This is a genomic window from Phycisphaerae bacterium, assembly GCA_035384605.1.
Lineage (GTDB): Bacteria > Planctomycetota > Phycisphaerae > UBA1845 > PWPN01 > JAUCQB01.
The window spans coordinates 2,953-28,862 of record DAOOIV010000053.1; the positions used below are offsets into that span (position 1 = coordinate 2,953).

Consider the following 25,910-nt stretch of genomic DNA (forward strand, 5'->3'; position numbering starts at 1 on the left):
GCCGTCGCAGAGGCGTTGCGGCGACAAATGCTGGACGGGCATCTGGCCGCCGGAGTCAAGCTGCCCGCCCTCCAAGACTTGGCTGAGCAGTTCAAAGTCAGCACCCATACGGTCCGATGCGCAATTCGGATTCTTGAGCGCGAAGGATGCGCCTACCGGGTGCCGGCCGTCGGAGCCTTTGTCCGCCCCTACGGAACGGCGCCTGTCTCGAAACAGACCGTCGTCGCCCTCGTCACCTACGACATCGGCGGGGCGTTCGAATTGGGGATCGCACGAGGTATCGAACGGGCTTGCCAGGACCGCGGATGGGAACTGCAGATCTATGATTCTCGTTCGGACCCCAAAGCTGAGGTGCGAAGCCTCGAACGCCTTGAGCGAAATACGGTTGCTCGCGGGGCGATCATTCTGCCGACGGGTAACGATGACAATATCGAGGCGCTCTTCAAACTCAAGCTGGGCGGCATGCCGATGGTTCTGCTGGACCGGTCCATCCCCGGCTTGAAGGTCGATACGATCGAATCGGAACACGAGAAGGGGGCGTACCAGGCCACGCAGTATCTTCTCGATCGGGGACACGAGCGCGTCTACATGTTGACTGAGCCTCCAAGCGTGTCGTCGATCGCCGCCCGCATCCGAGGTTATGAGCTTGCGCTCCGGAACCGCGGCATCAACCCCGGGCCGCAGTGGCGAGTGGAGGTGGACCCGGAGATGTCGGCTCGCGGTATCCAGGAGGATCATCGGTGGTTGGGTGGGTACCAGGCGGCATTGCGGGCTCTCAAGACGTTCAAGTCTCCGCTCGCTTTCTTCACGCTCAACGACTACATCGGTTGGGGCCTTTACAAGGCTTGCAGGGAAATGGGACTGCGGGTGCCCCAGGACGTCTCGGTGATTTGCTTTGACGATTCCGACATCACCCGGGCAATGACGCCGCCCCTGACTGTCATAGCCCAACGAACCAATGAACTCGGCCTGAAAGCGGTCGAGTTGCTCGAACGACGACTGTTGGCCGACAACAAGACCATGAAGCCTGAACAGGTCCGAGTGGACGTGGATCTGATTGAACGACAGTCCGTGGCGGATCTGCGCCAGGCCTGATGGTCGAGACAATGCAGCTCAGGTATTCGGAGGTACAGCTCATGTACGCACGTACCGATTGTCTCACGGGCACATGGCGGCGGTTCCGCATGTCGCGTCGCACCCCCGCATGCAAAGGATTCACCCTGATCGAAGTGCTGGTCGTGGTCGCGATCATCGCGCTGCTCATTTCCATTTTGCTGCCCTCTCTCAGGCAGGCCCGCGACCTGGCCAAGAGGGTCATGTGCAACACGAATCTTCACGACCTGGGCATCTGCCTCAACACATATGCCCACGAGAACAACGCGTTCTTCCCCCCTACGCCGTACTTGGGCTCGACGCCGTCATCAAACCCCAACGAGCCATGGGGGCCTGGTGATGACAATCTCTTCATCCTCTGGTACCGCAAGTACGCCCGCAACATCGCAAGCTTCTCGTGCCCGGCCACGACCTATCGTGTCAGGACGCCGGAGAAGATCGTGAAGCAACCCGCGCTGAACGGCTTCACTGTGGAGATCACCACCAACGGCATCGTCGGACAAAACGACTTCGAGCACCTCGCACAGAAGGTCTCAAGCAACGGGTTCGGCACCAGCTATGAGTACAACGGCTGGTATACCCGGGGTAGCAAGCTCCCGGTGATAAACTGGTACTTCGCCAGGCCACCAGACTGGACCCCTGACCATCCACTCTGGCAGGGCAACAAGCCGCTCACGTTGAACGTCCTGAAGCCCGCCCCCTCGCGCACATTTATCATGCATGATGCGGATGAGAGCGGCAACGTCATGGGGGCGCCCGGGACCCTGGGCACTGACAGCAACAACTACCCTGAGTCTTGGGACAATCACGGTGACAAGGGCATGAACATTCTCTTCGTTGATGCCCATGCAGAGTTTTTCATTCGCAGCCGCGTCGGCAGTGTTTGGGAATGGAAGAAAATGGTTCAATGACGTTGTTGCGGTGTCTGGTCCCGGCTTCGGCGCGATCAGCACGTCCGTCTGCCGGCTGCGGTCGACATCACGAGTGACGCGGCCATGGCATGGCCCCGCGGCTCAGGTATTCAGGAGGAATGGGGGATGACGAATGCTCCCGACACGTCGCCCGGCTGGTCACGAAGGGTGGTTATGCTTGGTGCTATCGTGGTCGTCCTGCTGGGGGTCTGCTGGTGGACTTGGTCGGACAATGAGTCTTCCACCGTGCTGCGCCCGGCGGTCTGCTTGAGCTGTGGCCATGAGTGCGAGGTCGCCGTGGGAGACGCGCCGAGCCTGGAGAAGTGGCCGCGAGAGTGCCCCAATTGCAGCAAAGCGAGCCTTTATCTCGGTGTGAGATGCAATCATTGTCGCAAGCTGATTCCGATAAAGGGCGCCTCCGCAGGGCAGACCGGAGATTCGAACACGTGCCCTTGGTGCAAGTCCGAGCACAGAGAACATTAGCGGATAGTGCTCGCCGCACGTCGAAATCCAGGTCAATCGGGGTAGCGGGTGAGGCACGCCGGCAAGAGCACCCATGGCAGGGGTTGGGCAGACCCCACTGAACAGGCCGAGGCTGGTCGTGAGTCTCGGGGTACCGCGGTTTGGGAACACGCCGCATGCATTCGTGCTCCGTCCTCCGATCCGGAGCAACGCGGCGGTAAAACTAAACGGCGAGAGCACAGTCGGATGGTAACGTCTACCGCTCAGCTCCCGATGTTCGGCAGCGAGGGAAGCGATGGTTGACGTGAGCAAGAGCTCAATCTGAGAGCAGTGTGCATGAAGCCTTTCTCTCGAATCAGAATCGTTGCCGCTGTGGTCGTGGCAGCCGCGATGCTCTGCACGGTAAAAATGGCCATTGGCGACGAACAGGGCACCGCGCAGTGGCGACTCGCATTTGAAGACTCGTTCGATCGGCCTCAACCCGGCGAGCAGTGGGACTTCGTCCTGGGCCAAGGCAAGATCGTCGACGGCCGGATGCACGTGGCCGCGAATAGCGATTGCGTCGTGGCCATGATAAACCGCGACTTCGCCGACGACGTGCGGCTGGAGTTCGACGCCGAGACGGACCCGAAAATGCCGCCCTGCGACATCGCCTGCGGTCTGGGTGGCAGCAACTTCATCAATTACGGCTACCTCCTGCAATTCGGCGCCCGTGGCAACCAGGCCAATCAGTTGTACACGTCGATCGCCCGTTGCATGCCATACCAACTCGATGAAAAGCCGCCATTCGTCATCGAATATGGCAAGACCTACAAGTGCGTCGCCGAGAAAGAGGGTCGGCGGGTCAGCTACACAGTCAACGGAACGAAACTCCTGGAAGTCACGGACCCGGACGTGCTCGGCGGTCCAGGTTTTCGCCGCGTCTGCCTGGTGACGTGGAGCGGTATGTATGTCGACCACGTCAAGGTCTACGAACGAGTCTCGCCGGCACCCGACGGCCCCATCCTGATCCGCAAGCCGGAATCCCTCGATTTCGGTTTTCGCTGGGAGAACCGCACGCTTGCCTATTCGGGAGGCAAGTCGCTGCCCGAACAAGTCCGGTCCGGGATCGAAGCCTACAACGCGAGGCAGTACGCCCGAGCATTCGAGCTGCTGACTTCCGTGAAGCCGCCCACGCGCGAGAGCGTGGTCGCATCGGCTTATGTTCTCGGCGACTTGGCGTTCTTCGAGAAAGAGGCGGATCAGCAGAAGGTATGGGAGCTTGCGCAGGAACTGGCGAAAACTCATCCGGACAATCCGGCGACCTCTGATTTCGCCCTGCTGGCCAAGTGGTTCAGCGGTGTGACCATTCCGAGTCGCAACAAACGAGATGCCGAGCGGATCTTCCAGATCGGCCCCGAGAACAACCCCTTCTACTACAAGGCAATGCTGTACCGCGCACGGTACCACCTGGCTTGGGCCCGCGAGTCAGGCCTTCAGCGGCAGTCTCAGGAAGCACTGGAGCTTTTTCTCGCCCTCAAGAAGCTCTGGCCCGACCACCCGGGAATTGCCGACCTGACCGGTGAACAGACGGCCTGGGGGCCGGAGCTGATTCGGGCTGAGTCCGAGGGGCCGTTGTGGGCTCGACTCTTGCAGGAGGGACTGGCTCGCTCGCACGCCATTCTCAACTGGTGGTTTACTGAGCGGCAGGCGACCGACGGGCAACTGGGCGGCGGCTGGGGAGATGACGTTGAATTGCTGCGATCGTGGGGAATGCCCGCGTGCATCACCAGCGCTCAGCAGATACCCGTCGAGGGCATCCGGAAGCTCGCCGACGGCGTCTGGGAACATGTGCTGCACGGAAACGGATACCCCGAAGACGGTGACGTGGAGCACGCGGCGGAGCCGGCCGCTGATTCGCAGCCCTTGATGATGCTCCTTCGCTACGGCAACCCCCAGTACGTCGAGCGGAACCTGAAAACGGCCAGGTTTCTCCGCGACGTCGCAATGGGAGTCAACCAGCGCGGCTTCCTGCAGTTCAAGTCGTGCTATTTCGGAACCGACGGCGTCAACCTGCATCCGAGCGCCGTCGGACAGAACATCTACCATTCGCGGCCCATGCGACACTTCGTCTGGCTGGCTTGGCACGGAATTCCGCAAGCCCGCGACGTGTTACTGGTCTGGGCGGACGGCCTCCGCGAGATCGCCATGGCCGAGATCGGCCCAAAACCTGCCGGCTACATGCCCTTCACCATGTTCTGGCCCTCGGGCAACATCTATCCGCCCGAGAACCGTTTTTGGCTGGATGAGAGGGTCCACGCCTATGGTATGTCGCCAGGCAAGCTCTGGAAGTACCATTTCCCCCTTTGCAGCGCCTACTACTTCAGCCGCGATCGCAAGTTCCTCGAACCGATCGACCGGATGATGGACCTGGCAAGCATGTCTTCGGGTCGCGCGGAGTATGACCAGAGCCTGCCTCGCGATCACCTTAAGAACCTGTTGGCCGATCTGTCCCGTGAGCCGTCGGTCGAGGTGACCACGCTCTACCGCTGGTTGACGGGCTCATCAATCTACGACGAATTCGGCCTGTCCGAATCGATGCGTCTGCAAACGGACAGGAACATCGACCGTTTTGCCAAGGCCCTTGAGCCCGCGATATCAGACCTGCGGATCAACTGGGCGGCAAAGACAAGCGAGGTCCTTCAGACGGACCGTTTTGACATTCCCGGCGACTTCTTGATCTTCTCGGCGTACACGGGCGCCGTAACCTCGCTCATCGAAGACGGCCTGATTCCGACGATCGCCGTCACATGGGACACGCCTGATCTGAACTTCGCCGCACTGGTGTTACACGCTTCACCCGACCGCATGCGCGTGCTTATCCACAATTTCAACAACGACCCTATGCCGGTCGGCCTGAAACCCTGGCAACTCGTTCCCGGTGAGTATCTGCTGAACCGGGGTATCCAGCAGAGCGACGGCGCCCGACCAATCACCTGGGAACCCCCCGTCAGAATCATCCACAAATCCCGGGGGACGCCGATCCATCTGGACCTTCCTCCGGGCAGAACCTCAGTCATCGAGTTGAGATTACAGAAGGCGATCGCACGGCCGCCGCTTCTTCCCGATCTCGCTGTGGGCCGCAACGATGTGACGATCACCGGAAACGATGTACAAGTCACCGTACACAACATCGGGTCGGCGCAGGCCGGCGAGTTCAACCTGATCCTTGAAACTGAAAGCGGCGACGGGTGGGCGGTCGTCTCCGAAGTCAAGATGGCCGGGATACCGGCCGTTACGAATCTGGAGCCGGCCATAGCGCGCGCCGTCTTCAGAAACGCCGCCCCGAAGCGCGGTGCCCGGTTCAGGGTGGCCGTGGACCCCGAGGATGGTATCGAGGAACTCTACGATCTGAACAACCAGATCATCCTGCCCGCCGAGGAAGTCTCCTCCACCGGGCAACAAGCGATGCCCATTGCCCCGACCACTCTGTATCTGACTGAGAACGAGGGCTTTGCCACGTGCGTGAATCGTCTTCATCCCGGCAATCGCTTCGGCTACCGGTTCCACGAGCACACGCCGCTTAAGTACGGCCCGATTCCGCAAGATCTGCAGGCCGCCGGTATCGATCCTGGTGAGGTGATCCGCCTTGAGCAGGACTTTGCCCGGCGACCCAAGGTGCTCAAATACGCGGTGCAGGTCGACGGGAAGGACTGGATCCCGCAACAGTGGACCTTCTACATGGCTCCCACCGGCGATGGCGTCGACCTGCTGATGGTTGTGGAAACCAAAGACCAGGGCCTGAACGAATACTACGGCATTCAGCAGTGTTTCCGCCTCAGCGGCAAGACCAACGAGCTCTGGCGCCGTCCGATCGCCGATGCCCCCGCTTTCAGTGAATACGACCTCTGGAACCTGGATGAAAAGGATAAGCCCGACAAGACCAGTCTGACGTACGTAGTGCGCCAGGGTGTTTGGGCGACTTTGCCCGCCTCGCCGGAAGCAGTCGGGGCCCGCACGCCGCTGGGCGTCCATGTGGACCGCCTGCTGACCGGCGGCAAGCTGGAGGCCATGCCCCTGATCGGGCCCTACAAAGCCAGGGCACAGGCACCCATCGATTACGGACTGATCACGCGGATGAACCGCGAAGGCAACTGGGTCTGCGCCATCTACTGGGACCGGACCTCGCACGTGACGAACCATCATCCCGCCGACTGCCTGCACAGCATCGTGAACATCGGCGGGATGCCTCCGCATGCCAAGCGGGCTATTCGTGGGAAGATCTACTGGTTCGAAGGAGGCCTGGCCGACCTGCTCGAACACTGGGGCCGCGACTGGCCCGACCGCCTGCATCGGATTGAAGGTGACAGTGAATGAGGCGATTGGTCCGACATCTAGAGCCTTGCGGTGCGATATCTGTGCGGTTTGCGCGCATGTTTCTGGATCGCAGTACGCTTGGGTTGCGGCCCGCAAAAAGGCGGTCCGCCTTGGACCTTACGGCCGGAGATCTGTGCGGCTTGCGCGCACGGTGCCCGGTCACCGCATGCTTGGGCCTCGGCCCGCAGAAAGGCGCTCCGCCTCGGCGTCCCTGGAATTGCCTGCTTCCGGGCGCGAGCTTGTGCGAATTCCCGTTTGCTCTTGGATTCCGCCGGCGGCCGGATGCTACAATGCGTGAAGAGGGTTCGTGAGGAGAAGAAGCTATGCGGGGGTTCCCGGGCGGACTGGTCGTGCTGCTGGCATCTACGTCGGTGTTGGCCTCCGACTGGACATTCAATCTGCCCGCGCGGCAGTTCATCTCCGGCGATCGGCTCGTCAGCGCAAGCGTCTTCCACTGGTATACGGCCACGGGCGGCCAGTTATCGGGTCCCTGGCGACCGGTCGAGGGACGGGCGAATTGGACCGGAGAGCCCGATTTCTGGATCCGCCAGATCAAGGACATCATGGATGCGAACATCGACGTGATGTACGTCCACCTTATCCCCAGCTCGGAACAACAGCGGGTCAACCTGTTTGATGCAATGTGCCAGTTGCGCCGCCAGGGTTACGAGGTGCCCAAAGCAGTGCCCTTCCTCGACCCCGCGATCACATGGTACGGCAAGCCGTTCCCTGACGTCGCCACGACCGCCGGCAAAGACGAATGGGTCAACCAATATGTGCGCTACTTCAACCAGTACTTCTCCAAGAACCCCGATGCTCAAGCGGACGGATATCTCGGAATCATGAACGGCCGCGTCATGCTCGATACCTGGCACATGGAGAACGTCGTCAACTACAGCCAACTGACCCGCACCGATGTGGAAACGCGGCTGAAGGCGGCCTTCGGAGCCACGCATCCTGTTTTCAACAACGGCGTATACCAGATCGCCACACCCTGGTCGGGGCTCTATCCGTCGTGGTGCGACGAGTTGGTCTGGCAGTTTTCAACCAACTCCTACCTCGTTGAGTGGGCGGGCTCACCACAGGTCCGTAGCTACACGGTCAAGCCCGGCTACTGGGACCAGAACATCCGTAATCCGGGCTTCTTCCTTGCTCGCGACGGCGGAGTGCACTATCGGGACGCCTGGCAAAGCATCATCAAGGACAGCCCCCAGTATGGCCGGGTCTACATCGAATCCTGGAGCGAGTACGACGAGGGTTCGGGAATCTATGCGGCCGACCCCGGTCCGCCCTACATCGTCCCTCCAAACCCGAACACCGACACGTGGTCTTCGACGGCCAACTCTCGGGAATACATCGATACAACCGCAACGTTCGCAGCGCAGTTCAATCGACTGGCGGAAAGAGATGCGCGTTTTCTTGCCCACGACATCCCAGCCGTCATGTATCCAGGTGAATCCATCGACGCAAGGATTGTTGTACGAAACGAGGGCAACGCCCAGTGGTCGAATGCCGGCTTCTACAAGCTCGGACTTCAGGGACCGACCTTGCTGAACTGCACGTTCGACAGTTCTGCAAACGGCTGGACCCTGGTGCGCAACGCTTTCGGCACATCCGGCAACACCGCCTACGAGAATGGGGACTGGAATGCGAGCTACGGATTCTCCGGCGGCGGCCTGCGGACCCGTACCGGCAACGTCGACAATACCGCCTACTACAACGGGGCCTCAACGGCCTGGGCCCGCACGTTCCATCTCGACCGGACGATGAACGTGAACATTGGCTTTCGGTATCGGCTGTTTCTGCCCGCTTCCCTCGAGAGCACCGAGGCCGGAGAAGCCCGCTTCGAGCTCGACGGACAGGCCTATGGACTCGGCGGTCAAAGCTACCTGGCTCGATTCTCAGGCGGTGCCGGAACCGACCAGGACACCGGATGGCGGGAGTACTCGCGAGTCTTTCGGCTGTCGGGCCCGGCCGACCACACCGTCGAGATCGGCGGCTGGAACAACCGCAAAACCGCCGCCGATGAATTCGTGGACGTTTACGTGGACGACTTTGTCCTTGTTGACGTCGATGGCGGGTCGCCTTTCGGACCGTCGCGGTTTCTGATCGACGACTCAGATGATGAGATCCCGACGTATGGCGGCATTTTCCGCGGACGGCCGAAGACCTTCGCCGTCAACCTGACAGCACCCGCTCTCGGGGCTTACACACTCCATTTCCAGATGCTCCAGGAGAGCGTGGCGTGGTTCGGCCAGAGCCTGGATGTCCCGATCGAGGTGCTTGCACTGGCAACGCAACCGATACCTTCCGACGGAGCCATTGACGTGCCCCCCTCAATCATCCTTCGTTGGACGGCAGGACAGACAGCGGTAGGCCATCGCCTGTACTTCGGCCTGGACTCCGAATCGGTCGGCAATGCGGAAGTTGACTCACCGGAATTCATGGGGCTGTTTCCCATCGGGAACGAAAGCTTCGATCCACCGGGGTTGCTGCGCCAGGGTATCGCACACTACTGGCGTGTGGACGAACTCCAAGAGAGCGGCCCTGTTCTGCACGGGCGAGTGTGGAGATTCACCACGGCCGTCATCCCAGGCGATTCTGACGAGGACGGCGACGTGGACCAGGAGGATTTCGGTTACTTTCAGGCATGCCTGTCAGGGACAGGACAACCGTCAGGACCGGACTGCGCCAAAGCCGACTTCGACGGAGATGGAGACGTGGATCAAGTCGATTTCGCGAAATTCCGCGATTGCCTGGGAGGACCGGATCAGCCGCCGGGTTGTTAAACGAGGGTGCGAGAAGGAACGCAAACCCGGTCGGCGCGATGGACGAAACAGACAGGGTTGGAGGGCCCCGGACAAAGGGGCATGCGGCGGGATATCGGTTTATGACATAAGGATGTGGTAGAATGGGTCGCACAAACACTATCAGCCTCTGCACATTGATCGGTTTGTTGGGCGCGCCGGGTTTCCCCGCGTATGCGGTTACCATCGGCATCAGCGCCGATGGGCGGTTTTTCACGCTCGACGGGGTGCCCACCTATCTGAAGGGCGTAAGCTATTACGGAGCACAATCGATCACCACGGCAAGTTACCGGACCTCAGACCTGGATGACATGGTGGCCGACGGCTTCAACTGGATCCGCGTCTGGGGGCACTGGAAGACGCCCGCCGGTGAGGATGTGTCGGTGCTGACCTACGACGGACAAGTCCGTGAACCGTACATGACCCGGCTCAAAACGTTGATCACCGAGTGCAACAACCGCGGGATCATCGTGGACGTCACTTTGAACCGCGACGCCTACGGCACGTGGGTGGGCGCTCGGACCCAGGCTCAGCACCTGACCTGTGTGCAAACCCTGGCTAACCAGTTGCTTTCTTATCGCAATGTGTACATCGACGTTTCCAACGAGCGGGACGTACAGGACGGTCGCTACGTCAGCTTGTCTGAATGCGGCGCTTTGATCAATGCCATCAAGGCCATCGACCCCACCCGGCTCTGTACCGCATCGAGCAACCCGAACTCGCAAAGCCAATTGTCGGATTTCAAGAACATCGCCAAGATGGATTTCATCTGCCCGCATCTGTGCCGGAGCTCCGGGTGTTCCGCCCAGACCATTGGCACGGTCAACAACTACTGCACCTGGATGACCAACCTCGGTTGGCGGATCCCGATCCATTTGCAGGAACCGTTCCGGCGAGGCTACACGACGTACAACCCGGTGGAAGACGATTACTTGCGGGACTGCAACGGCGGCAAACTGGCCGGTGCCGCCGGTTGGTGTCTGCACAACGGCTCAAATGCCGGGAGCACCCCGCCCCACCGCTCATTCCAGATGACCGACGGCGACGGCCGTCTCTATGCCCAGTGGGACAGCGTGGAAGTGAACGTCACCAATTGGCTCAGCCCCCACGTCGCGGGCAACGATTTGAAGGTCCTGCGCTATCAGCCGGAATACGACGAGCAACTGGCCAAGCTGATCGGCCGGCGGGACGGCTCGACCCGGTCGGCCAACGTGGCCCAGGACTCAGCGGGTTACCTCACCTACGGACCGTACATCACCCGCCTGCCCGCCGACAGTTATCAGGCCACTTGGCGGATGTCCATCGACAACGTGACGGCCGACAACGAGCCGGTGGTGACAATCGACGTTTACACAATCGACACGAACACGATCCTGGCCACCCGAACCATCACCCGGCAGGAGTTCACCCAGGCAAACGTCTTTCAGGACTTCACTTTGGACTTCGCCTACGGCACTCCCGGCAACCGGCTTGAATGGCGTACCTATTGGCACGACAACAGCTACCTCAAGCTGGATTATGTTGAAGTGCGTGCCCAACAAATGCCCAACCCTCCGGTGATCTGCGAAGTCTCCCCGGACCCGGACACCGTGATAGTCGGCCAGGAATACACCAGACAGCTCAATTTGTGCGGCGGCTACCCGGCCCCGACTTGGTCGGTGATCAGCGGGCCGAGCGGCGTGCAGGTCGGCAGTACCGGCTACGTGTACGGTTGGACGCCAACCTCGGCACAGGCCGGCCAGTCGCTCACCATAACCGTTCGAGCCACCAACAGCCAAGGACATGACGACGAAAGCTGGCAGGTTACGGTCCAGGCGCCCACGGTGCCGGTTTTCGAGGACATGTTGGTTGACACCAGCAACATCAGCGGCCAGTACGGTACAGGAACGTTCTCCTCCGGCGGCTACACGCTTTCGCACTCCGGCGGGTATGACGAGTTTAACACCAGCGAGCCGCGCAGCGTCGATTTCGTCTGGTACGACCGAATCGGGACGTGGAACGTCGGTTCAATCGAGTTCGACGTGAGCGGCCTCAATCCTTCCAGCGGCTGCACGAAAAACGAGCTGATGGCGGCTTGCGACAGCACGGGGCTCAATCCGGCAACCACCGGCGGCGACTACTACAACAGCCCCTATCAAGCCCTGATCCGCAAGAGTTACGACGATACATACGGAAACACCGACCGAATGAAAATGACCGTCGTTGGCGGCAACGCCACACGGGAGGAACGCTCCAACGTGCTGGGCTGGAACGGCGGCACAACCTATCGCTTCCGCATGACCTGGAACGGTTCGCAAGTCCGTTGGTGGAGGGGCACACCGGGCCAGACGCTGAGCGAGATCAGCCCGCCGTCGCCGCAAGCCGTGGGAACCTGGTCACCTCAGAAGTTGCACATTCAGTTGGGAGCGACCTTCCGCGCAGGGCCGCGCGGCGTGCAGGAAAGCGGCGGAGCTCCCGGCACGTGTTACTCGCTGCTACGAATCTACACGCAAGACCTGGGCAACACCCCGACGCCGCCGCGTGGCGGCGCAATAAATGCGGCTCCTCAGGTCGACGCCGGTCCCGATCAGACGATCACTCTGCCGGCCGTTGCCAACCTGGCCGGCACCGTTACCGATGACGGGCTGCCCAATCCGCCAGGCCAGGTCTCCGTAACCTGGACCAAGCAGAGCGGGCCGGGCACCGTTACCTTCGAGAACGCCAATGCGGCTGTCACGACCGCTTCGTTCAGTCAGGCCGGCACGTACGTGCTGAAACTCACGGCCAGCGACTCCGAACTGAGCGGTCAAGACACCGTCACCATCACGGTCAATCCCGCAACGACTCCCGATTTCGACGGTGACGCGGACGTGGACCAGGAAGACTTCGGCCTTTTCCAGGCGTGTCTGACAGGGTCGGGACAGCCTGTGGAGACCCTTTGCGCAATGGCCGATCTTGACCGCGACGGAGACGTGGATCAGGCGGATTTCTCGCGGTTTTATGAGTGCCTGGGCGGGGAAGATCTTCCACCGGGCTGCTGATCGGGAGATGGTGTGCGATGCAACGTCGACTCGGATCCTGTGCTCTTGGGATAACCGTCGTCCTGACCGTTCGGGCCGCGCTCGCCGCCGGACCCTCGTTGATTTGGTCGCAAATGGGCAGCAGCTACCGATCACCCGATCCGGAGGCCAACTGGGGCTTTTGTCCTCGCGAGTTCAATGGCACGCTGCTGGCCCCGATGGGAGATTACGGTGCCTGTGTGGTTAAACGATGGACGGGCAGCGACTGGGTCGACGACTTCCTTGACGACAACTGGGGTACCGGCCGCGATTTCGAGAACCTGACTTCTCTGACCGTCTACAACAACAAGTTGTATATGACGTGCGAGACGGACTCGAACAGTGCCTACAACCATGGCGTAATGGTCCGAGACTCGGCAGGTAACTGGTCGGTCTCGCTGCCCTATACCCGAACGGCCGAGGGGGCCATGCAATTCGGCTCGTTCGGCATGGCCGTCTTCAATGGTAAGCTCTACACAGGTGTGGTGCCCTATGCGGCAAACACCACGCTGACCATCTATGAACACAACGGATCGACTTGGACGGCGATCAAGAACTACAGGACCGGTGAGCAGTTGCGGGCCTGGTCGCTGGGTTCCGACGGCACCAACCTCTATGTCGGCATCGGGACCCGGGGACGCAACAATGCGGCCACGCTGGGTATCGAACGATACGACGGCAGCACCTGGGCTTCGGAATTGGCCGGCAAGGCCATGCATTCCATGGCCTTTTTCAAGGGCAGCATGTACGCCGGCGGCAACGGCAGAATCTACAAGCGAAACCCGTCCGGCGTCTGGACCGAAGTGCTCAACACCGGCCAGGCGTTCGTGATCGGCATGACGATCATTGACTACGGCAACGGCATGGAGATCCTGTACGCCGGAACCGAGAACCGTCCTCGCCTCTACGCGACCTCCGACGGTGCAGCCTGGGACATGATGCACGAGTTCGACACGACGTCGGCCGGCTGCTACGTCGGCCAGTTTCAGAACACTCCGGTGGCCTCGGTGACCTACTTCGAAGGCAGCACACCGAAGGTCGTGAAAGTCTGGCGCGGATCGCCGCAGGACGCTTCCCCCGTCATCACCGAGGTGTCTCCCGACCCGGATTGGGCCACCGTCGGAACCGAATACATCCGGCAACTGAGTCTGGCACAGGGCACTTCGCCGATCACCTGGTCCGTGATCGATGGTCCGGCAGGCACGCAGGTCGATAGTACCGGTCGTGTCCACGGCTGGACGCCCGCGCCTGCCCAGGCTGCGCAAGCATTCACGCTCACCGTCCGAGCGACGAATTCCGCCGGCAGCGATGATGAGTCCTGGCTGGTCCAGGTGATATCGCCGCCTGCGGACACGATCGCCGGCTTTCCATTCAACAGCGGGGCTGAGGGCTGGACGTTGCAAGCTTGGCGGTCCAGCATCCAGTACGACCCGGGCTATGCGATCTGGGATTCCGCCGGCGGCAACCCAGGCGGCAATCTGAAAGCCGGCGGTAACGGCGCGACCAACAACGCCGATAGCTGCACCCGCGAAGGCGGCTTGGCCACCAGGCAGATCTCGACGGTCGGATTCACCAATATTCAGATCGAATATGACGTGATGGCTGCCCTCAACAGTCCCCCAGCCGCCGGTTGTGACGGCGGATGCGTCGCAGATATTCTCGAGGGCAGTTGCGAAGACAAGCTGGTCGTCTACTACAGCACCTCGGGAACCGGCGGCCCCTGGGCTGCGGCCGAGCAACTCAATGAAGGTACCGATCTGCCGACGACCTGGACGCACAAGGTGATCAGGCTGGCCGCTGTGCCGGCCGCCAATGACAACCCCGACTTTGCAGTCCAGTTCAAATGGCAGTTCAACACCATCACGGATGCCGGACGAATCGACAACGTGATCGTCAAAGGCTCACCTCTCGACAACAATGAGGCCCCCCAGGTGGATGCCGGACCGGACCAGACCATCACCCTGCCCAACAGCGCGAACCTGACCGGCACGGTCTCCGATGACGGCCTGCCGAATCCGCCGGGTGAGATCATCGTAACCTGGAGCAAGCAGAGCGGTCCGGGAACGGTCACGTTCAACAATGTAAACGCGCTCCAGACGACCGCGTCATTCGGTACCGCGGGTGTCTATGTACTCAGGCTCCTTGCCACCGACTCACAGTTGACCGGCGAGGACCTCGTGACCATCACCGTGAATGAACCGACCCCGGCCGATTTCGACGGGGACGGCGACGTGGACCAGACGGATTTCGGGATCTTTCAGGCGTGCCTCTCGGGTACGGCACAGACACCGAGCACGGGCTGCGAGAAGGCGGATCTCGATGGAGACGGCGACGTGGATCAGTCCGATTTCGCCCAGTTTTATGACTGCCTTGGGGGAGCCGACAGTCCGCCGGGATGCTGATGGAGAATGAAGGTCATGATACGGTAATCCGGGAACAGAAACACACACAGGAGCTACCGCTCTCCCGGTATTGACCGAAGCCTGCAATCATGGCTGGTGTGGAGGCTCATCGGCGAGCATCCTGCGATGGTCTCCCGTCTACCAAGTGCTCTGCACGGAAGGATTCAGCGATGCCGACTCGTTACCTGACCTTGATCCTGTGGATCGCTCACGGGTTTGCCGGTATCAGCTTTGCAGTTGATGTCGGCAAGTATGACACATTCGAAACGAATGTGATGAACTACAACTCCTACAGCAACCCCTTCCAAAACGTCACCCTGAACGCGACCTTCACCTCGCCGTCGTCGCAGAACACCTCCATTCGCGGATTCTACGACGGGAACAACACCTGGCGGGTGCGGTTCATGCCCGATCAACTCGGCACCTGGACCTACACCTGCACGTTCAGTGATGGCGCACCGGGCAAATCCGGCTCGTTCTCGTGCGTGGCGAGTAACCTGCACGGGCCGCTCAAAACGGACACGGCCACGCCGGTATGGTTTGAGCACGCGGACGGCACGCCTTTCTTCATGCGGGCGTTTCATCTTTGGCGACCGGAGACCTTCACCGAGCCTGTTCTCGAACAGACGCTGGATTTCATGAAGGCCAACGGACTCAACGTGGTCGACGGGCCGCATCTGGCCAACTGGGGCACGGGGCTTAATCAGATCCCATGGGAAGGAAGCGACTACACCAACTACAAGCTGAGCGTCTGGCGACAGCTCGACGTCTATGTCCGCAAATGCGCCGAGCGCGGTATCGTCGTCTTTCCGTTCTCGATCCTGGGCGGTACCAACGGTATCCCCAAGATGTCCACCTGGGACCAGCGCCAGCGGTTCATCCGTTACTGGGTGGCCCGCTGGGGCGGATACTGGAACGTGGCCTACTGCCCCGTGAGCGAATATGCCGAGGCCTACTCCACCGCCGAGGGAATGCAGATTCTCAACGAAATCTATAACTCTGACGGCGGCCGCCACCCTGTTTCGATTCACCCGGGCAATACGTTGGCTGAGCCCGCAACGGAAATCAAGACCATGACGGCGTACACCTACCACACGGTCCAGGATAAACTCGACGATTGGAACCCCGGCCGCTACCAGCAGCTCATCACCTTGTACAACACCGCTCAAAAGCCCATATACGCTCAGGAAACCCTGTGGGAGGGCAACAAGTATCAGCCCGACTCCAGCCGGGATATGAACAACATGCGCAAGGCAGCCTGGATCACCACCACCTATGGCGGACAGATCAGTTATGCCGACGAATGCATGCCGGGACACCTGCCGCAAGACAACAACGAAACACTCTGCTATGCCATGCACGGGGCCTCGGTCAGTCCGCAGGGCTGGTTCTATCCCTACTTCAGCCATCTTGGCAGCTTCATTGAATCCGTGCCCTTCTGGCGGATGTCACTGCAGCCCGGCCTGGCCAGTACGGGCAACTGCCTGGCCAAGACCGACTATTGGTACGTGGCCTACACGATGGGCGGCAGCTTCACACTCAATCTCTCGGCAGCCGGCTCGGCGCTGATCGGACGGTGGTACGATCCTCGCAACGGCACCTTCGGTTCGCCGTTTTCCGTTTCCCCGGGCGGCGTTCGCACGATGACCCCGCCCGACAGCAACGACTGGGTGCTCTACGTCTGCCGCGACCTCGATGATACGCCGCCGGCGGCGGTTTCGTCCTTCACGGCAACACCTGGCGAACACCGCAACACACTGATCTGGACCAACCCGTCCAGTACCAACTTCATCGCCACAGTCATCCGCTGTAAGACAACGGGTTACCCCACCTCCCCCACCGACGGCGAGCCGGTGGTCAACCTGGCCAACATGCCCGGTTCCAGCCACACGTATGTACATTCGGGTCTCAGCGCAGGAGTCACCTATTACTACACCGCTTTTGCTCGTGATGATGAATACCATTATTCGTCGGGCGTCCAGGCCGGCGCCATCCCCCATGACCACAAACGGGTGTCGGTCGACCTGGGCACCACCGACATTGAGCAGGGCATCTACAATGTGCAGCCGAGTGACGGAGACACCGTCCCCGCCGACGTCGGCGGAAGGAATTGCCGCCGGAACGCCGTAGCGGGTAATGACAATTACATGTATTTCAACGTGACCGACGCCTACATGTACGCCGGTTATCGTCCCGTCTGCTACGTCAGCGTCGAGTATTACGACACCGGCACCGGTATCCTGACCCTACACTATGATTCGACGAGTGGTGCTTATACCAGCGGGGGAACCATCACTCTGACCGACTCCAATACCTGGAAGATCCGCGAATTCGCCCTGACCGACGCCTATTTCGGCAACCGTCAGAACGGTGGTGCCGATTTTCGTATCGCCTGCGCAAGCGGAGCGTCCTTCTATCTGAACGAAGTGAGCGTCGCCAACGTCTCGACCGTGGACAGTGCACCAGTGATCAACCCGGTTGGGTGGAATCCGGACGCAGCCTATGTGGGCGCGGAGTATGTCCGACAATTGAGCCTCGCCCAAGGCCGGCCGCTGCCATCCTGGACCATTCTCCAGGGACCCGGCGGCGCGGTCATCGACGACAGCGGGTTGCTCAGTGGCTGGACACCGTCTGCCGGCGAGGATGGGCAAACCATCACCTTCCTCGTCGAGGCCACCAACAGTCAGGGCAGCGACACCGAAGAATGGTCGGTGACGGTCGGTCCGGCCCCGCTGGCTACCTACGAGGCCGAAGGTGCGAGCATGGGTCACTTGGCCGGCACCGCCATCCCCGGAGGTTGGCGGATCACGACCGCAAACCCAAACACCTTCAGTACCTATGGGCCCTACACGAGCGCTCTGCCGGCCGGCCCGCTCACCGCCCGCTTCTGGCTTCGCGTGGATAACAACACGGCGGACAACAACGGCATCTGCCGACTGGATGTCTACGACGCCGATGGAGCCACCTTGCTGGCCGGTCCGGTCACCATCGCCCGGCGGCAGTGGACGACATCCGGCGTTTATCAACCCTTTGAACTCCCCTTCGCCAATCCGGGTGATGCACATCGTTTGGAATTCCGTACCTACTACATGGGCTACGCTCAGTTGGACCAGGATCGGGTCGACATCTTCTCTGGCGGAGACCTTCCGGCCACGGCAGATTTTGACGGTGACGGCGACGTGGACCAGTCCGATTTCGGATACTTCCAGGCATGTTTCTCGGGCTCCGCCTCGCCCTATGAGTCCGGATGCGAGAAAGCCGACCTCGACAGAGACGGGGCGATCGACCAGAATGACTTCGCCGTCTTCCAGAGCTGCTTGAGTGGTCCGGGAAATCCGCCTGACTGTTGACCCTGGACGCGCATTCGCAGACCGGAACCAGGCAATCTCTGGCTGCCTGCCCCCTCAACAACATGCCTGAACAGGAGTCACCATGGTTGCTTCTACAAGTGCTTCTGATGACACGATCTGTTTCTCCCAACTCAGTCGACGCTACGTGCGATGGCGGCGATGGATTGCCTGCTTGCTTGCGATCGCACCAGTGTCGTGCGGGAGGCCTGCTCACATGATCAACCCGGCAAGCGACTCGCGGCCACGACCGTTCAAGCGAGTGGTCGTTCTCGGAGAAAGCACCGTCGAGGGCGGAGGCTGGGTGCCCGCGCAGGAGGACCGCTACGCCGACGTCCTCGTGTCGCTCATCAATCGCGTGCAGGCCGAGCCCGTCGAGTACGTTAACTGCGGGATCGGGGCCAGCGTGATATCGCCGAAGAGCCCCGGGTACGCGGCCTCGCGAAAACCCAGCGCCATGGAACGGTATCAAACGGAGGTCATTGCGGCCGGGCCCGATCTGGTGATCATCGCGTACGGTCTCAACGACATGAGAGCGGGTATGAACGTCAATGACTTCATCAGCGAACTGGAAACCATCGTTCGCGACGTGCAGTCGTCTTGCCGCGCCCTGATCGTGCTGGTCAACGTATATCACATGACCGGCTACGGGTGGTATCCCCCGTTCGACCGCGGCAGCGTCGAGGCCACGCTGGTTTACAACGACGCAATTCGCCAACTCGCGGAGCGAACGGGCTCCCTGTACGCCGATGTGTACTCGGCCGAGGCCCGCGCCGACTGGGTCGTTCATCAGGACGGCGTGCACGCAAATAAGGTCGGGAACCTGCTGATCGCCAATAAGATCTTCGAGATCCTCGCAACGCATTGCTCAGGACTGTCGGAGGCGGTTCGCCGACATGACGAGAACACGGAATGGACCAAGGCCGTGCGGCAAATGCGTCACGCCAAGGTCGAGCCCGTCAGGAAACCGTGACGGCGGAGAAGCCCCGAGTGTCTCGAGCTCATCGCCCGTCCGGCAGCTTCATGGTGTCCCCGGTTTTCTGCTGCCATCGGCGGATCCGTTCGGTCAGACGGACGATTACGTCCTCGTGCCGGCCCGAATCAAAGAGGTTCCGTGTCTCGCCGGGATCGTCCCGTAGATTGAAGAGCTGGCTCCTGTCGGTGTCGCTCAGGCACAGCTTCCAGCCGTCGGGCGAAACAATGGTCCGGATCCGTGCCTCGCGGATGCGATCAATCTCGGCTTGGGAGGCGATCTTGCTGCCCCCCTCAACAACATGAACGCCCGTGCCCGGGTTCCATTCCATGAAAACATGATCTTCGGCCGCTTTCCCGCCTCGCATCAGCGGAACGAGGCTATAACCCGCAAGGCCGTCGGGAACACGCATGCCCATCAGGTCCAGCAGCGTCGGAACCAGGTCGATGTGACTCACCGGAGAGGTGATCATCCGCTGCTGTCGACCCAGCTCAGGAACACGCATCAACCAGGGAACCCGGACCGACTCCTCGTACATGAGCGTCTTGGTGACAAGCTTGTGGGAACCCATCATGTCGCCGTGGTCACTGGTGAAAACGACGATCGTCTTGTCGGAGAGTTTCAGCTCATCGAGCGCCTTGAGAATCTCACCGATGCTACGATCCACCTGGGTCACAAGTCCCCAGTACTTGCGCGTCAGCTCCTTAAAAGCGGCTTCGTCCCGGCCGTACACCCGGGCGCAGTACTCGCCCATGAGCCGGTAGCGCAGCGGCTCGTTGTCTTCCAGGGGATCGGAGAAGTTAGCGGGAAGAAACACCTCGTCAAGGCGGTGCTCGCGATCCAGCGGGCCAAAAAACGGCATGTGCGGCTCGAGGAAATTGACGTAGAGAATGAAAGGCTCATCGCGATGCCGTCGCAGGAACTCGCATGCCCGGGTCTCCAGGAATTTCGGCTTGCAGTGCTCGATGGGCAGACGGGAGGCAAATTCCCGGCCGAAAGTGCCGTCCTTCTGGTTTGGCTTATAGCCTTTCGAAAGCAGGAAACGATGGTAGTCGCTGCGCTGGGTCCGATCTCGACCCGGCCCGTAGTACCGGGCGTAGCCGTCCTCAATGGATACCATCTGCTCGAAGCCATGCTGTGGGAAGATCTCATCTCCCAGGTGCCATTTGCCCATATAGGCCGTGCGATATCCCCGATCGCCGACCAACTCAGGCAGGCAAAGAACCTGTCGTGGAAGAGGGACGTTATTGGTGGTACATCCACTGTTGTGCGGCCACAGGCCGGTCATCACCGACGAGCGGGAAGGCGTGCAAACCGGCTGGGTCACATAGGCGTTCCTGAACACGATGCTTTCCGACGCCAGTTTGTCCAGATTCGGGGCGTGGATCTTCGTATTCCCGTATGCCGCCATGGTGTCCGCCCGTTGCTCGTCCGTCCAGATGAACAGCAGGTTGGGCCCGCTCCGGCTCTGTTCGGCCGCCCATAACGACGCGCTCAGCAGCCCCAACAGGAGTACGCCACCAAGTCGCCCAGCCGACCCGATCGACCGCGAAAGACGCTTCCCATCATGATCCCGTGTCATCTTCGCTATGATCGAAGTCATTGACCTGTCCTTCCCGTTAAAGAAGCCTTGTGGCTACTCTGGCTGTCAGCCGCGCCCGGTATCATCAGCCTCCAGCCTCACGGAGAAACAACCTCGAACTCATACGAACCGGAGCCGATTTCGCAGACAACTGCTCCCCCCTCCTCGCGAACCAGATGCACGCCTCCCGCAGACTCGACCGGACGGCCAGTTTCGGTTACCCGGCTTGCCTTGGCCGCCGGCAGGAAGACGGTTGCCCTGCTGCCGACCGGGACAACCACATTCAGAGTAAATCGCTCGCCCTCGGCACGCCACCTGCTGGCCACCAGGCCTCGAATGGATTCGTATTCGGCCTCGACCGAGGTCAGTCCGCCGACCGGCGTCGGCCGGACGATGATGTGTCTGAAGCCCGGTTCGGCCGGATCGATATTGATGCCGGCCAAGCCCTCAAAGAACCATCGCCCGACCGCTCCGAGCGCAGCGTGATTGCGCGAATTCATCTCGGGACCCCTCTTGTCGGCATCCCAGAGTTCCCAGATCGTCGTGGCCCCCTGTTTGACCATGTATCCCCATGAAGGATAGGTCGTCTGCACGGCCAGGCGGTAGGCGACTTCCTGCTGCCCGTACCGCGCCAGCACCGGCATGAGATAGGCCGTACCCTGAAAGCCCGTGGACAGATGATCGCCGCGGGATTCGATATCCCGAACAACGTTCTGGACGACGGCCGCCGTTTCCGCAGGCGGCACAAGCCCGAAGTACAAGGGCAGGACATTCGCGGTCTGGGTCGAGCCTTGATACTGGCGTGTCTGTTTGTCGAAGTAAGCGTGGTTGAACGCCTCGGCGATCCGGCCGGCAAGGTCGGCGTACTTGCGAGCATCGTCAGTCCTGCCGATCGCCGCAGCCGCCTTGGCCAGCAGATCGGTCGAATGGTAGTAGTACGCCGCAGCCATAGGCGGTTTGGGTGATTGCGCCGGGGCAATCCAGTCCCCGTAACCATCACGTTGATACAGATGGTCCTTGCTGTGCCGCCCCATGAACTCGACCCAGCGAGTCATCGCCTCGTAGTTTTCCTCGAGAATCCCCTTGTCGCCGTAGAACTGGTACACCGTCCAGGGCACAGTGGTGATCGCGTCGCTCCAGCCTGGCGAACCGGCCCCGCTGCCGTAAACGGCGGGGGCAATATCGGGGACGCCGCCGTCTTCGCCCTGCCCGTCGGTCAGGTCACGCATCCACTTCGTGAAAAACCGGGCCATGTGCATGTTCCAGCAGGCGGTTGGGGCCATGGCCACCGCATCGCCCGTCCAGCCCATCCGCTCATCACGCTGCGGACAATCGGTCCAGACGCTGTACATGTTCGATCGCTGGCTCCACGTGACGTTCCGCCAGATCTGATTGAGAAGCGGGTTCGAGCATTCGAATCTGCCCGCCGGCGCCGCCGCGGAATGGAGGACACGGAACGCCAGGGAATCGACCGTGGGCTTGCCCGGATAACCCGTGACTTCGCAGTAACGAAAGCCATGGTAGGTGAATGTCGGTTCCCAGATTTCCTGCCCCTCGCCCTTGAGGATGTAGTAGTCCGTGGCCTCCGCCGCCCGCAGGTTGTCACGGTAGAGCTGGCCGTCCGGCCGGAGGATCTCGGCGAACCGGAGCCGAATCCATGTGCCCCGGGGGCCGCGGACACTGAGCCGGACGTATCCGGCTGCGTTTTGGCCGAAGTCGAATACGTACACCCCCGCAGCCGGCTCGGTGATCTGCACGGCCCGCAGTTCTTCGGTCACCCGTATGGGTTCACACTGCTCGGCGACAAGCTTTCCGCCTTGTTCCAGCTCGATCGCGGGCACCCAGTCGCGGGCGATGAAGGTTGGCGTGGCCCAGCCGGGCATTTCAAGTCGTGCATCGTATGTCTCGCCATTAAAAAAGGTGTTCCGAGTGATCGGCGAAGTGTGCGTCTGCCAGGTTCGATCGGTCACGACCCGCTCGCGCGTGCCGTCATCGTACTCGATCTCAAGTTGCAGGATGAAGCGCAGCGGTCCTTGCGAGAATGGCGGCTTGCGGGTCCAGCCCAGGTCGCCCGAGAACCAGCCGTTGCCCAGGATCGCTCCGACGGCGTTCTCGCCCTCGTGCAGGAGAGCGGTCACGTCGTACACCTGGTACTGCACTCGCTTGCTATAGTCCGTCCAGCCCGGAGCAAACACGTCGTCGCCGACGCGATGGCCATTGACGTAAAGCTCATACAGACCCAGCCCGCTCGCGCAGGCACGAGCTCTCACAACCCGGCGGCTGAGCGCGAAGACCTTGCGAAGGCACACCGAGCGCGGCGGGCCGAAAGGATCCTGGATCTGCTTCCAGCGGTCGGCCTTGTCAGCGGGCAGCACGACGGCGTGCTGCCATGTTGACTGGTCAAAGTCCGGCTCCTGCCATTTCGTCTGCTCGGTGGTATTCACCAGCCAATCGGCATCGGACGCGAGATCAAACAGTCGCCCGTCGACGAACCGAATCCGCAAAGCCGCCCGCAGGCCGCCGGGATCAACCGAGTTGACCACCTTAACGGCGATCACATTGAGGCCGGGCCGCACATCGGGCGTGACGTCGTACTCGCGCGGCATGTCCCAGTAGCGGCAGCCGCCGACGAATCCGCCGTTGACGTAGAGCTCAAACGCATTGTCGGCGTTGAGCTTGATGATAGCTTCCGCGATCTTCATCGAAGGGGCAAGGTCGAACGAACGGCGGAAAAAAGCGGTCGGTACCTGGGCCGGGGCATCGGGGACCCAGATCCACTGACCAAGTTGCAGCCCTGCACCCAGCCCTTTCAATTCATCGCAAGCGATCCACCGGGCTGTCCAATCGCTCGGCTTGAGCAGGCCCATCTCCCACCAGGCCGGCTCGCTGTACGCGGACACCTGGTCATCGCGGTCCCAGACCCGCACCTTCCAGTAAACCCGCGCCCCCGACAACAACGAACTGCCATCGTAGACCACGTGCACGTTCTGGTCTGAGCTGACCTTGCCGCTGTCCCAGAAGTCGCCCTGGTCGCGATCGAGCCTCTCGCTGCTGCCGGCGGCAAGGATCTGGTAGGCGGTCTGCTTTTCATCCCGGCGATCTGCGTGGAGTCCCCAGCTCAGCCGAGGTCGAGCCGCATCGATCCCAAGTGGATTGACAGCGTACTCGCAACGCAGTCGCAAAGGAGAAAGAGCCCCCGTCGCCGAAGCAGTCATCGTCGCAAGTGTGACCACTATAGCCAACATCAGGACTGCACCAGTGCCCCTCACGCCCACATTCGTCCACCGTCTCTCCAACTTTGCGGCAGTTCGCGGTTGCGCAAAATGCCTTCGCCTTTCAGAGACGTCTCCTTGCCGCCAGCGTTCCCGATCACATTAACAAGGGGGGACGCCTCGGCCGACAAGCCGGGCCTTAGTCTACCAATCCCAACTCCGCCAAACGGGCCCGATCACCGAGATGGAAACCTGATTTCAGCAGCTTCCGTTGAAGCTGCTTCACATCAACGGCCCGAGGCTCGATGCCGCTCTTGGCCGCCATGGCCGCCGCGGTACCGCCGGCCTGGCCCATGTACATCACCCCCTCGCGGTTGCGCAACAGTGTGTCTGGAATCCCGGAGGCACTACGTCCCACGGCGATCAGTCCGTCCGTCTTCTTGGGTATCATCACCCGGTAAGGCACGTCCGTCCATTCAACGCGCCCGTGTTCGTTCATCCAGCGGAACGCCCGCGGTTCGCCGTAACGATAGATGACGTCGTCGAAGCGCTTGCCCTCGCGACAGTCTTGCATCGTCAGCGTGTACTCGCCCTCGATGCACGGCCCGCCGCGACAACCCAGGTAAGGAGCGGTGAACAAGAGATAAGCATCTTCGCACCCGGGCACATTCTTTCGACAATGCTGTACGAACTCGAAGATGTACATGCGTACGCCTGCTTCCAACAACGAAATGTGCTCGGCATTGCCCGCATCGACCTTGGGATGAGGCCGGACCAGTTGGGCCTTGATGCCCCTCATGTGTCTCTCGGGACCGATCTCCACGAGGCCGCTGCATCCCACCTGGGCCAGGTCGCCGATGTCCTTCTTCGCCTCGAACTCAGAAGCCTCCATGCCTTTGAATCTGGCAGGGTCAATGCCCGCCACGACAGCCCAGATGCCCATGCCTGTTGGCGAATGATGATCGAGATCATAAGTTTCCGCCTTCGGCTGCAGGATAGGAGTGCCCGCCCGGCGAGCGACATCGGCCTCGCCCGTGGCGTCGATCACCACCTTGGCTTTGACCGCCTGACGGCCGGACTTGTTCTCTACGAACACACCGCAAACCTTGTTGCCTTCCATGATCGGGTCCGCCACGTAGGCGGACAGCATCAGTGTCACCCCGGCCTCCTTCAGCATTTTCAGGGCCACATAAGCGGCCTTGTTGGAGTCGGCGAGGGATCGTTCTGGCGTGCCAGACCCCAAAGCGAAATACTCCCGGCTAAACTCCTTCGGCAGCCCGGCCAAGCCCCCTTTCACCGGATCACCGGCCGGACCACTGGCCGGGGCGTCGCCGTGCTCGGCAATCGGCCCCTGCTGAGACATCATGCCCGGCCCGAAACTCCCTCCGACATAGCCGAACCGGTCGATCAGCACGGTCGTCGCGCCCTCCCGCGCCGCGGCCAGCGCCGCGAAAACGCCCGAGATGCCGCCACCGGCCACGACAACATCGACGTCATACGCAACGGGCACTTTTTTGGCGGGCTCCTTCACGAAGCCCAAAGAAGATTGTGCACCAGGCGAGGCGACCTGCTGATCCGCGGCCTTTGCCCCGGTGAGACTCGCCGGCAGAGCGACCAGAACCAGCGTCCACATAACCTTACAAACCATTGCCCTTGCCATGATGAATTCTCCACATCTTGACTATTCGTCATTGCATGCAGGCCGCC

The 25,910-nt window shown here is 61.1% G+C and carries 11 protein-coding genes; 8 read left to right on the forward strand and 3 right to left on the reverse strand.

The window, feature by feature from the left end; genetic code table 11:
* From PLL20_12685 to PLL20_12720, 8 genes are all read left to right on the forward strand, one after another.
* The coding region (locus PLL20_12685) for a GntR family transcriptional regulator (protein HPD30847.1) at nt 1-1,095 on the forward strand (1,095 nt) is incomplete at its 5' end.
* Between the two features lie 41 nt (nt 1,096-1,136).
* Complete coding sequence (locus PLL20_12690) at nt 1,137-2,024, forward strand: prepilin-type N-terminal cleavage/methylation domain-containing protein (protein HPD30848.1); 888 nt, start codon at nt 1,137-1,139, stop codon at nt 2,022-2,024.
* Between the two features lie 798 nt (nt 2,025-2,822).
* A complete protein-coding gene (locus PLL20_12695) occupies nt 2,823-6,842 on the forward strand; it encodes a hypothetical protein (protein ID HPD30849.1) in 4,020 nt (1,339 codons plus the stop codon).
* A 323-nt stretch (nt 6,843-7,165) separates the two neighbouring features.
* Entirely contained in the window at nt 7,166-9,631 is a 2,466-nt protein-coding gene (locus PLL20_12700) for a hypothetical protein (GenBank protein ID HPD30850.1), read from the forward strand.
* A gap of 122 nt (nt 9,632-9,753) precedes the next feature.
* Nucleotides 9,754-12,669 (forward strand): hypothetical protein, encoded by a 2,916-nt coding sequence (locus PLL20_12705; GenBank protein HPD30851.1) that lies wholly within the window; start codon nt 9,754-9,756, stop codon nt 12,667-12,669.
* A gap of 17 nt (nt 12,670-12,686) precedes the next feature.
* Nucleotides 12,687-15,089, forward strand: a complete 2,403-nt coding sequence (locus PLL20_12710; GenBank protein HPD30852.1) for a dockerin type I domain-containing protein — start codon at nt 12,687-12,689, stop codon at nt 15,087-15,089.
* Between the two features lie 170 nt (nt 15,090-15,259).
* Nucleotides 15,260-18,439: a DUF5060 domain-containing protein gene (locus PLL20_12715; protein HPD30853.1), complete on the forward strand. Its 3,180-nt coding sequence runs from the start codon at nt 15,260-15,262 to the stop codon at nt 18,437-18,439.
* Nucleotides 18,440-18,653: 214 nt separating this feature from the next.
* Nucleotides 18,654-19,409, forward strand: a complete 756-nt coding sequence (locus tag PLL20_12720; GenBank protein HPD30854.1) for an SGNH/GDSL hydrolase family protein — start codon at nt 18,654-18,656, stop codon at nt 19,407-19,409.
* A gap of 28 nt (nt 19,410-19,437) precedes the next feature.
* Here the strand turns inward: PLL20_12720 and PLL20_12725 are convergent, their stop codons facing one another.
* The 3 genes from PLL20_12725 to PLL20_12735 all read right to left on the reverse strand — a co-directional run bounded on the left by PLL20_12725 (nt 19,438) and on the right by PLL20_12735 (nt 25,863).
* Nucleotides 19,438-21,012, reverse strand: coding sequence for a sulfatase-like hydrolase/transferase (locus tag PLL20_12725; GenBank protein HPD30855.1), 1,575 nt, complete (start codon nt 21,010-21,012; stop codon nt 19,438-19,440).
* A 77-nt stretch (nt 21,013-21,089) separates the two neighbouring features.
* Nucleotides 21,090-24,260 carry a family 78 glycoside hydrolase catalytic domain gene (locus tag PLL20_12730; GenBank protein ID HPD30856.1) on the reverse strand — a complete coding sequence of 1,057 codons (3,171 nt, stop codon included), beginning with the start codon at nt 24,258-24,260 and terminating at the stop codon, nt 21,090-21,092.
* A gap of 142 nt (nt 24,261-24,402) precedes the next feature.
* Nucleotides 24,403-25,863: an FAD-dependent oxidoreductase gene (locus PLL20_12735; GenBank protein HPD30857.1), complete on the reverse strand. Its 1,461-nt coding sequence runs from the start codon at nt 25,861-25,863 to the stop codon at nt 24,403-24,405.
* Between the last annotated feature and the right edge of the window lie 47 nt (nt 25,864-25,910).